This is a genomic window from Candidatus Peregrinibacteria bacterium (assembly GCA_016220175.1).
In the GTDB taxonomy this organism is placed as follows: Bacteria; Patescibacteriota; Gracilibacteria; order CAIRYL01; family CAIRYL01; genus JACRHZ01.
The window spans coordinates 1-7,566 of sequence record JACRHZ010000046.1; the positions used below are offsets into that span (position 1 = coordinate 1).

Consider the following 7,566-nt stretch of genomic DNA (forward strand, 5'->3'; position numbering starts at 1 on the left):
AACGCTTCTGCAGAATCATTCAATGCCAAAATCAAAGGATTCCGTGCCCTTGTTCGTGGTGTTACCGATAAAAGATTCTTCCTCTTCCGTATCTCTAAAATCTATGCCTGATATTTTCTCCAGCAAATTATTGCCTGATCCCACGTTTTTCCATTCCTCTCTTCTTCCCCCATTTTCCAAAAAATGATACCCTTCCTCCGACTTATAGAGAGGTGAGCTTCACACCGAATAATCTCTTTCCATGAATCCATTCCAGAAAAAATCACTGTTTGAGTCGGTAAAAAAACATGAACAAAAGAGTTATTTTCGAAAAATCAAAGAATCTTTTCATGAAAAAGGACGTCGATTTTTTGTTTCGATCGCGGTAGGAATTTTCTCTATTTGTCTTCTCTCTGCGGGAATTTTCCTCTTTTGGATTCTCAAAGATATTCCTGATCCGGAAAAACTGAAATATCTCACACTTGCCGAGACAAGCACCATTTATGATTCGGAAGGGAAAACGATTCTCTATAATTTTCATGGCGATGAGAACAGGAGCTATGTGAAACTCGACGAAATATCTCCAGACGTGATTTCTGCGATACTCGCTGCCGAAGATGCTGATTTTTATTCCCATCCCGGTGTCGATATTATGGGAATTTTTCGGTCTTTTTATTATCTGCTCACAAACGGCGAATTCCGCGGAGGAGGATCAACTCTCACGCAACAGCTCGTAAAAAATACACTTCTCACACCGGAACAAACCATAACCAGAAAAGTGAGAGAAATTTATCTTTCATTTCGCATCGAACGAGCATTTTCAAAAAATGAAATTTTGGAACTGTATCTCAATAAAATATCTTTTGGAAATAACGCATACGGAATAGAACAAGCCGCTCGCACATATTTTGAAAAGTCTGCAAAAGATCTCACCATGGCAGAGAGTGTTGTTCTTGCAGCTCTTCCTCAGGCTCCCAGCCGATATTCTCCGTACGGTCAATATCGAGAAGTTTCGCTCACAGTTCCAGAAGATTTCTTTGAAAAAAATAATATTCGAAGCGAATCAGATTTTTACGCGCTTCATTCCGAAGAATTCCCTCTCTATTCCCATGGATTATTCGGAAAAAGTTTTGAAATTGGAAATGGGGAAAATATATATATAAAAGGGAGAGTGGATACTATTCTCGACCAAATGCTTGAGAAAAAATTTATTTCTGAGCTCGAATACGAAAGCACCAAAAAAGAGCTTCCTCTCGTAACATTCACTGCTTATAAAGAAAAAATACTTGCTCCTCACTTTGTGTTTTATGTGCGAGATTTTCTCGAAACGGAACTAGCGAAAACCCTCGGAGAAAATACTGCAAAAGATTTGATTGAGAAGGGTGGACTTAAAATCCATACAACTCTTGATATTGAACTCCAAAAAAAAGCGGAAGAACTTGCACAAAAAAATGCAGAGTTTAATGATTCGTTTGGAGTTACTAATATTGCCATGGCTTCTGCAGAGCCGAAAACCGGATATATTCGAACAATTGTGGGCTCGAGAGATTATTTTTTGGAAACGCTGAATGAAGTGCCATTTGATGGAAAAGTGAACATTCTCACACAGCGGAGACAAGCAGGATCATCTTTTAAACCGATCACATACGGAGCAGCTTTTCTTGCAGGACTTTCTCCAGCAACTATTCTTTTTGATGTGGAAACAAAATTCTGGGGTCCTGTTCCTCCTCAAAATTTTGATGGCACATTTCGAGGACCAGTTTCTGTAAGAAAAGCCCTCGGAAATTCCTTGAACATTCCGGCCCTAAAAGCTGGAATCATCGCTGGAACTGGAGTATATGACCTTGCTCAAAAAATTGGTTTTAATCTTCCGTACAATGCTGATTTTTATGGAGCTTCCATTGCTATTGGAACCGCAGAAGTTCGTCCGATTGATATGCTTCAGGCATATACCGTCTTTGCCAATAATGGGAAAAAAATTTCCCTTATTCCCGTATTATGGGTTGAAGACAAGGAAGGAACCGTACTTCTGGATTATCGCGAAAGAGAAAATATGGAATATGAGCAAATACTCGATGAAGAAGACGCTTATCTCGTTACCAATATTCTTTCAGACCCAAATGCTCGCGGTGAAGGATGGAATAATCGGCTTCAACTTCCGGGAAGAAAAAATGCTATTAAAACAGGAACTTCGAATGCAGTTGATTCAAAAACTGGCAAAAAATATCCGAATGATCTCTGGACAATTGGATATACTCCAGATCTCGCCACCGTGGTGTGGGCGGGAAATAACAGAGGCGCAATTTTGAACAATGCTGCAGATGGATATAGTAATGCCGCGAGATTATGGAAAGAATTCATGGAAGCAGCTCTCGAAGGAAAAGCTGTAGAGGACTTTACACGCCCTCCAGGAATTAAAACTATTGCTGTTGATAAATTTTCCGGAAAACTCCCTTCGCCAAATACCCCAGAAAAATTTATTATTACCGAAGTGTTTAATTCAAAAAATGCTCCAACAGAAAGCGGAGACCTTATCAAATTTGTTGATATTGATCGGGTTAGCGGAAAACTTCCTACAGACCAAACTCCAACATCAGCAATCCAAAAAAGAGCGATGCTGAATTTCCATGAAAGCGATCCTGAAAAATATCCAGCATGGGAAGATGGCCTTCAAAAATGGCTTTCTGAAAATGGAAACGTATTTATTGCTTCGCTTGGAGCTGATGATTTTCTTACCTCGATCCCCACAGAATCCGATGACGTCCACTCTCCAGAAACAGCGCAAAAAAAACCAAGCGTTTCCATTGTGAGCCCAATCAATTATGGACTTATTACGCCGCCGACAATTGATGTTCTCCCCGAAATTGCAGCTCCAAACGGACTCAAAAAAGTGGTGTTTCTCTGGGATGGCGAAGAAAAAAAGACACTCATTCGCTCACCGTGGTATACATCTCTTGATATCGGAAATCCAGAAAAAGGATCTTCTCATACTCTTACCGTGCGAGCATTTGATCAGCTCTATTACGAAGATCAGAGCGAAATAAGCGTCAAAATTGGGACTGATGACGCGCCCCCAACTCTTTCATTTCTCTTCCCCACAGACAATGAACAAATTTCGGGAGGAGGAGTTTATACATTTCGAGTTTCTGCGGTTGATGCGCGTTCTGCAGTAAAAAAAGTGATTTTCTCTCTTGATGGGAAAAAACTTGAAACCGTAGAATCACTTCCTTTCGTGGTGCAGTGGAACGCTCCAAACGTTTCTGAAAATCATGTCCTTGCCGCAAAAGCATTCGATACGAGCGGAAATATTGCGGAACAGACTGTCCATTTTTCCATACTTCCTTCCTCTCAAAATTCCACTTTTGGAATTCTTTCCCCTGAGAATGGAGCTGAGGCGCATGTGCCTATTTCAGTGTCTGCCGGCATCACTCCAGAGCAAGCGAAAAGTTTAGAAGCGCTAGAAATTTGGGCGCGCAGAGAAGGAGGAAGACAGGAAGTTCTGCAGTCTTTTGCAGGAGCAGCAATCCCTTCATCATATACATTCTCTGCAACATTTACCGAAAAACCTGGAAAATATGAAATATGGGCAAAAGCAAAGCTGAGTTCTGGGGGAAATGAGATATCCAAAAAAATTATTATTACTGTTTTGTAGATTTTCCCGCATTTTTCTCATAATGCACTTGAAAGAGACGAAAAAGAATTAGAGAATTAGCGTGACCACTTTATATTTTCTTATTCTCCTATGACAGTACAGCTCCATTCTCGAAATCTTTCTCTGACCGAAAACCAAAAAGAATATCTCCAAAAAAAAGCAGAAAAAATTCTTCATTTTTCGAGGCGCGCGGGTGATGAGTCGAGTCGTATCCAAGTAGATGTGAATGAAGAAAAAACCGAGGATAAAACGAAGCACATGCATTGTATCGTGAATGTTTTTGTGCCGAAATCAACTCTCCATGCGGAAAGTTTTGCGCAAACCGTAGAAGCGGCAATTGATGTTTGTGAAGAAAAACTGAAACATCAAATGGAAAAGTATAAGGAAAAAGCGAGTAAGTGATGAAAAATTCAAAATTATAAATGAAAAATGTTTTTTTCTGGTCTCAAAACATCAATTTTCCACAATGGGGAGGATCTCTTTTCTTTTTTTTCTCAAGAATTCGAAAAATCCCATCAGAAAATTGGAGAAAAAAGTGTGGTTATCATTGCTTCAAAAGTAGTTTCGTTGTCACAAAACAGAGTGGTAAGAGCAGAAAAATCAGAAATGGAAAATTGGGTAAAAAAAGAATCGGAGAAATATTGGAGAACAGCATTTTCAAATATTTTTCTGAGTTTAAAGAATGGGATTCTCATTGCGAATGCAGGAATTGATGCGTCGAATGCCGAGAAGGGAGAACTCATTCTCTGGCCAGAAAATGTTCAGAAATTTGCTGATGAATTTCGATCAAAACTAAAGTCGAAATTCAAGCTTCATGAAATTGGTGTAGTTATTATAGATTCAAGGTGCACGCCACTCCGAACAGGAACTACCGGCGTTGCACTCGCTTGGAGCGGTTTTGAAGGAGTTCGTGATATGCGAGGGAAAAAAGACCTCTTCGAGAACACTTTGGAAGTAACGCAGGAATCCATTGCGGATAATCTCGCTTCCGCTGCAGAACTCATCATGGGAAATGCCGATGAATCAATTCCTTTTGTCATTTGCGAAAATGCGCCGGTGGAATTTACCGGGAAACAGCAGAATCCAAAACGAGGAGTTTTTTCAGAAAAAGAAGATTTATTTCGGGTTCTGTGGGAAGGCAATCACGACTGATACGATTTCTTCGTGAAATTCTGTTCATTTTTCCTCGAAAGTATGGGAATATTTTCGCCGTATGGGAAATGCAATTCTAAGCACACTACTTGTCATCGGCGGAGGAATTTCTCTCCTCGCTCTCATTCTCGCAATTATTCGCTTGCGCGCATATAGGAGGAGAGCTCTTGATCTCGTCTTCCTCCAAGTGCTCATCCCCAAAAGAGACTCAAAAGAAGATCGGGAAATTGTGGGAGAAGAATTCGGATCTTCCAAAGATTACACAAAAATTGCAGGTGTCATGACCCAACTTTTTGCGGCGATGAATGCGCTCTATTCTCCGCGGTGGAAAGCGCGCTATCTCTTTGGTCAGAATTACTTCGTGTGCGAATATGCGGTTATAAATTCCCAAGTGTTTTTTTATATGGCTGTCCCTTCATCGTTTGTAGATGTTGCGGAAAAGCAGATTTCCTCATATTACCCAGACGCTGTTATCGAAAAAGCTGACGCTCCAAATATTTTTCGCGAGAATTATAAAATCAGCGGAAGGTACATGTGTCTTTCAAAAAAATATCTTCTCCCTATTCGCACCATACATCGACTCGAAACCGATTCTTTGAATAACATCATTAATTCTTTCTCCAAGATCGAGAATGATGAGGGAGCTGCCATTCAGATTGTTTCAAGACCTGTGAAAAGCAATTGGCACAAAAAAGGAATTCTCCTCGCACGGGAAATGTACAGCGGAGGAGAAAAAAAAGGATTTTTTTCCCATTTTAATCCAAAAAACTGGCTGGGAAATATTTTTCATGTCGCTGTTCAGGGAGTTGATGACAAAATGTTTGCGAATGAAGAAGAACGAAGGGCTCAATATAGTACACCAGTTATGCAGGAACGAGTAAAGGCAATTGAGGAAAAGGCGACAAAGTATGGATTCGACACCATTATCCGCGTTGTAGCCTCAGCAGAAACAGCCGAACGTGCAGATCAAATTCGGAGCGCTGTTTCTGCGGCATTTGATCAGTTTACTTCTCCTGACCTCAATGGATTTGAAAAAACGTATTTTCACAATAAAAAGAAATTGGTTCGAGATTATATTTTCCGAAATTTTTCACGTCCATTTTGGATAAACCTGAAAAGGTGGTGGCACACGAAAAACTGGAGAACTATTTTCTCAACAGAGGAACTCGGAAGTTTTTTCCATTTTCCAAACATCAGATACAACTCTTCTCCATGCATTAAATGGCAGGATTTTAAGCTCACGCCTCCGCCTCCGAATATGCCACAAGATGGACTTCTTCTCGGTATTAACTATTATCGCAATAAAGAGACCAAAGTGCGAATAAAAATGGATGATCGGATGCGCCACTTTTACATCATTGGAAAATCGGGAACGGGAAAATCAACGATTCTCGAACAAATGATTCGACAGGATTTACAAAATGGCAGTGGGATGTGTCTTGTGGATCCACACGGAGATTTGGTAGAAGCAGTACTTCCATATATTCCACGTGAACGCGCTGATGACGTTATTCTTTTCGATCCGGGAGATTTGGAGCGTCCCATGGGACTCAATCTTCTCGAAGCGGAAGGAGATGATCAAAAGGAATTTATTGCCCAAGAAACCCTCTCGATTTTTATTAAACTTTTCGGAGAGGAAATCATGGGACCACGGCTTCAACATTACTTTCGAAACGGAGTTCTGACGCTCATGTCGGATCCGGAGGAAGGCGCGACATTAATCGATCTTCCGCGACTTTTTACGGATTCAGCATATGAAAAGCTCAAGGTGGAAAAGGTGAAAAATCCCACCGTCAAGGCGTTTTGGGAGAAGGAAATGGCAAAAACAGGACAACGCGAAAAAGAAGAAATGATTCCTTACTTCTCTTCAAAATTCGGTCCATTCGTGACGAACCGCCAGATCAGAAATATTATTGCGCAACAAAAATCTGGATTTGATTTCCGAAAAGTCATGGATGAAGGAAAAATTCTTCTCGTAAATCTTTCCAAAGGAAAACTGGGAGACCTCAATGCGAAGCTCCTCGGAATGATTATGGTGTCCAAAATTCAAATGGCGGCGATGAGCCGTGTTGATATGGATGAATCGGAACGAAAGCCATTCTATTTGTATGTGGACGAGTTTCAAAACTTCGTAACGGAATCGTTTACATCGATCCTTTCAGAAGCGAGAAAATATCGCCTCGGGCTTGTGGTTGCACATCAGTATATTTCGCAGATCACGAAAATGGATAGTGGCGGAAAAGGAACTCATGAAGACACTTCGATTCGTGATGCGGTATTTGGAAATGTGGGAACCATGATGTGTTTTAAAATTGGCGCACAAGATGCAGAGACAATGGAAAAAGAATTCCAACCGATATTTTCACAGCAAGATCTCATTAATATCGCCAATTATCACGCGTACATTAAGCTGAATATCGATAATACGACTTCTCGCGGATTCGTGATGAAAACGATTTATGATCGATCTGGAAAAGACGATGACGCCGCGGAAGCGTATCGCCAACTTTCACGCCTGAAATTTGCAAGAGATCGAGTATTTGTGGAAAGGGAAATTGAGAGGAGGCTGAGATAAACAAAAAAACTTCGTATTTAAATGAATTATTCATCTATTTCAAAAAATTATGGAATTCTTCAAGAAAAAACTAGTATTATTTCCAATAAATAATTTCGTGTGATATACTTGGGACGATATTTTTCTTGATACGCATGAAAAAATATATCGTTCATCTTTCTCAAAAGGAAAAAATACAAATACAGAAAATATTACAAAAAGGAAAGCA

General features: G+C 40.2%; 4 protein-coding genes. All 4 read left to right on the forward strand.

Annotation, left to right across the window (positions count from 1 at the left end; genetic code table 11):
* Positions 1 to 241: 241 nt before the first annotated feature.
* The 4 genes from HZA38_03765 to HZA38_03780 all read left to right on the forward strand — a co-directional run bounded on the left by HZA38_03765 (position 242) and on the right by HZA38_03780 (position 7,358).
* Complete coding sequence (locus HZA38_03765) at positions 242 to 3,631, forward strand: transglycosylase domain-containing protein (protein MBI5414609.1); 3,390 nt, start codon at positions 242 to 244, stop codon at positions 3,629 to 3,631.
* Positions 3,632 to 3,721: 90 nt separating this feature from the next.
* On the forward strand, positions 3,722 to 4,033 hold the full coding sequence (gene raiA / locus HZA38_03770; protein ID MBI5414610.1) for a ribosome-associated translation inhibitor RaiA: 312 nt from the start codon (positions 3,722 to 3,724) through the stop codon (positions 4,031 to 4,033).
* A 27-nt stretch (positions 4,034 to 4,060) separates the two neighbouring features.
* On the forward strand, positions 4,061 to 4,783 hold the full coding sequence (locus HZA38_03775) for a coenzyme F420-0:L-glutamate ligase (GenBank protein ID MBI5414611.1): 723 nt from the start codon (positions 4,061 to 4,063) through the stop codon (positions 4,781 to 4,783).
* 61 nt (positions 4,784 to 4,844) lie between these two features.
* Positions 4,845 to 7,358, forward strand: coding sequence for a type IV secretion system DNA-binding domain-containing protein (locus HZA38_03780; GenBank protein MBI5414612.1), 2,514 nt, complete (start codon positions 4,845 to 4,847; stop codon positions 7,356 to 7,358).
* Positions 7,359 to 7,566: the final 208 nt, after the last annotated feature.

Excerpts from the sequence above, each read along its gene's own strand:
- raiA (MBI5414610.1), top strand. The coding sequence starts at position 3,722 with ATGACAGTACAGCTCCATTCTCGAAATCTTTCTCTGACCGAAAACCAA.
- HZA38_03780 (MBI5414612.1), top strand. The coding sequence starts at position 4,845 with ATGGGAAATGCAATTCTAAGCACACTACTTGTCATCGGCGGAGGAATT.
- HZA38_03765 (MBI5414609.1), top strand. The coding sequence starts at position 242 with ATGAATCCATTCCAGAAAAAATCACTGTTTGAGTCGGTAAAAAAACAT.
- HZA38_03775 (MBI5414611.1), top strand. The coding sequence starts at position 4,061 with ATGTTTTTTTCTGGTCTCAAAACATCAATTTTCCACAATGGGGAGGAT.